The 2074-nt window shown below is 77.8% G+C and carries 3 protein-coding genes; 1 reads left to right on the top strand and 2 read right to left on the bottom strand.

Features of this window, described 5'->3' with window-relative positions; all coding sequences use genetic code 11:
- On the bottom strand, nucleotides 1-192 hold a 192-nt coding region (locus ACTUAL_RS14785), incomplete at its 3' end, for a hypothetical protein (RefSeq protein ID WP_440900648.1).
- Between the two features lie 8 nt (nucleotides 193-200).
- Nucleotides 201-1055 (bottom strand): helix-turn-helix transcriptional regulator, encoded by an 855-nt coding sequence (locus ACTUAL_RS14780; protein ID WP_096491225.1) that lies wholly within the window; start codon nucleotides 1053-1055, stop codon nucleotides 201-203.
- A gap of 162 nt (nucleotides 1056-1217) precedes the next feature.
- On the opposite strand from ACTUAL_RS14780, the gene ACTUAL_RS14775 reads away from it, so the two are divergent.
- The gene (locus ACTUAL_RS14775; protein ID WP_440900647.1) at nucleotides 1218-2063 is read left to right on the top strand and encodes an SDR family oxidoreductase; all 846 of its coding nucleotides are present in this window, start codon (nucleotides 1218-1220) and stop codon (nucleotides 2061-2063) included.
- Nucleotides 2064-2074 lie beyond the last annotated feature (11 nt).

The following is a 2074-nucleotide window of genomic DNA, read 5'->3' as shown; positions in this document are numbered from 1 at the left end:
AAGGACGAGTAGCGGGGACGGAAGGCGGCGGGCGCGGCGGGCGCGGCGGGCGCGGCGGGCGCGGCGGGCGCGGCGGGCGCGGCGGGCGCGAACGGCCGGTGGGCGGCGGCTGCCGGCGGGCGGGGTGGCGGGCAGCAGGGCGACGGCCTGCGGGACGGCGGCCGGTCGAGCGGCGGGACGGCGGGTGGCCACCCCCGGCCTCACCGCGCGGGCGCCGTCAGGGTCCAGCTCGCCAGCAGGTCCAGCGCCTGCCTGGACGCCGTCCCGGCCTCCGCCGTGTACAGGAACAGCGTCGTGTCCGGGTCGCCCGGCAGCACGACGGTCTCGTACTCCACGGTCAGCTCGCCCACCAGCGGGTGCGCCAGGCGCTTGGAGCCGTGCGTGCGCTGGTGCACCCGGTGCTGCTCCCACCACCCGTCGAACTCCGGGCTCTGCTCCCGCAGCTCCGCCAGCAGCGCCAGCGCGGCCCGGTCGCCGGGGTCGCGGCCGACCTCCAGCCGCAGGCTCTCCACGGCGTTGCGCGCCTGTTCCTCCCAGTCCGCGAACAGCGCCCGCGCCGCCGGGTCCAGGAACATCCAGCGGGCGTAGTTCCGGCGGGGCGCGGGGATCGCCTCGAAGTCGGTGAACAGCGCCCGCGCCAACCGGTTCGCCGCCAGCACGTCCGTGCGCCGCCCCAGCGCCAGCGCGGGCACCCCGTCCAGCGAGTCGAACAGCTGGTGCACGCCCGGCCGCAGCCGCTGCGCCCCCGTGCTCCGCCGCCGCGCGACCGGGCCGCCGACGCCGATCAGGTCCCGCAGGTGCGCCTGCCCCGCGTCGTCGAGCCCGAGCGCCCGCCCGAGCGCGTCGACCACCGCGGGCGACGGCACGATCCGCCGCCCCTGCTCCAACCGCGCGTAGTAGTCCGCGGACACCCCGGCCAGCCGCGCCACCTCCTCGCGCCGCAACCCCGGCACCCGCCGCACCCGCCCGTCCGGCGGCAGCCCGGCCCGCTCCGGGTCGCTCTGCGCGCGCGCCCGCTTCAGGAAGTCCGCCAGCTCCGCGTTGTTCTGCGCCACACCCCCAGTCTGCCCACCCCGCCACCCGCCCCGGAGGCCCTCGGGCAGGACTGCGCGTCCTAGTCGGCGCAGGGCCCGCCGAGCGCCCCCGGAAGCCCTCCCGGCGCAGCAGGCTCAAGGCGTCCCCAGAGCGCGACACCCGAACCCCGGAGGCACCACCCCATGACCACCCCCACCACCTGGTTCGTCACCGGCGCGTCGAAGGGCCTCGGCCTCGAACTCGTCCGCCAGCTGCTCGCGCGGGGCGCCGACGTCGCCGCCACCTCCCGCTCCGCCGACCGCCTCCGCGCCGCCCTCGCCGACGCCGACACCACCCGCCTGCTGCCGCTCACCGTGGACCTCGCCGACGAGGCCGACGTCCAGCGCGCCGTCACCGCCGCCGCCGAGCGCTTCGGCCGACTGGACGTGGTGGTCAACAACGCGGGCTACGGCTACCTGGCCGCCGTGGAGGAGACCACCGCCGAGGCCGTCCGGGACATGCTGGACGTGCAGGTCGTCGGCGTGTGGAACGTGCTGCGCGCCGCGCTCCCGGTCATGCGGGAGCAGCGCTCCGGCCGGGTCGTCAACATCTCCTCGGTGCTCGGCCTGGTCTCGCTGCCCGGCTGGGCCCTGTACTGCGCGGGCAAGTTCGCGCTGGAGGCCCTGACCGAGGCGCTGGCGGGCGAGGTGGCCGAGCACGGCGTCGAGGTCACCCTCGTGGAACCCGGCTACTTCCGCACCTCGTTCCTCAGCCCCGACTCCCTCGCGCTGCCCGAGACCACCACCGACCACTACCCGCGGATCCGGCGGATGGTCGCCGACCACCGCGCCCTGCAGGGCTCCCAGCTCGGCGACCCGGCGCGGGGCGCGGCCGAGATCATCGCGCGGGCCTCGGTCGCGGGCGCGCCGCTGCGCCAGGTCCTCGGCTCCGACTCGCACGCCTACGCCACCGCCAAGGTCGACGCCCTGCGCGCGAACCTCGCCGCCGAGGCGGACAGCGCCCCCAGGACCGACCACCCCGCCGCCTGAGCCGCACCGCC

Source organism: Actinosynnema sp., from assembly GCF_052038725.1.
This window is presented reverse-complemented; position numbering and strand designations above follow the sequence as displayed.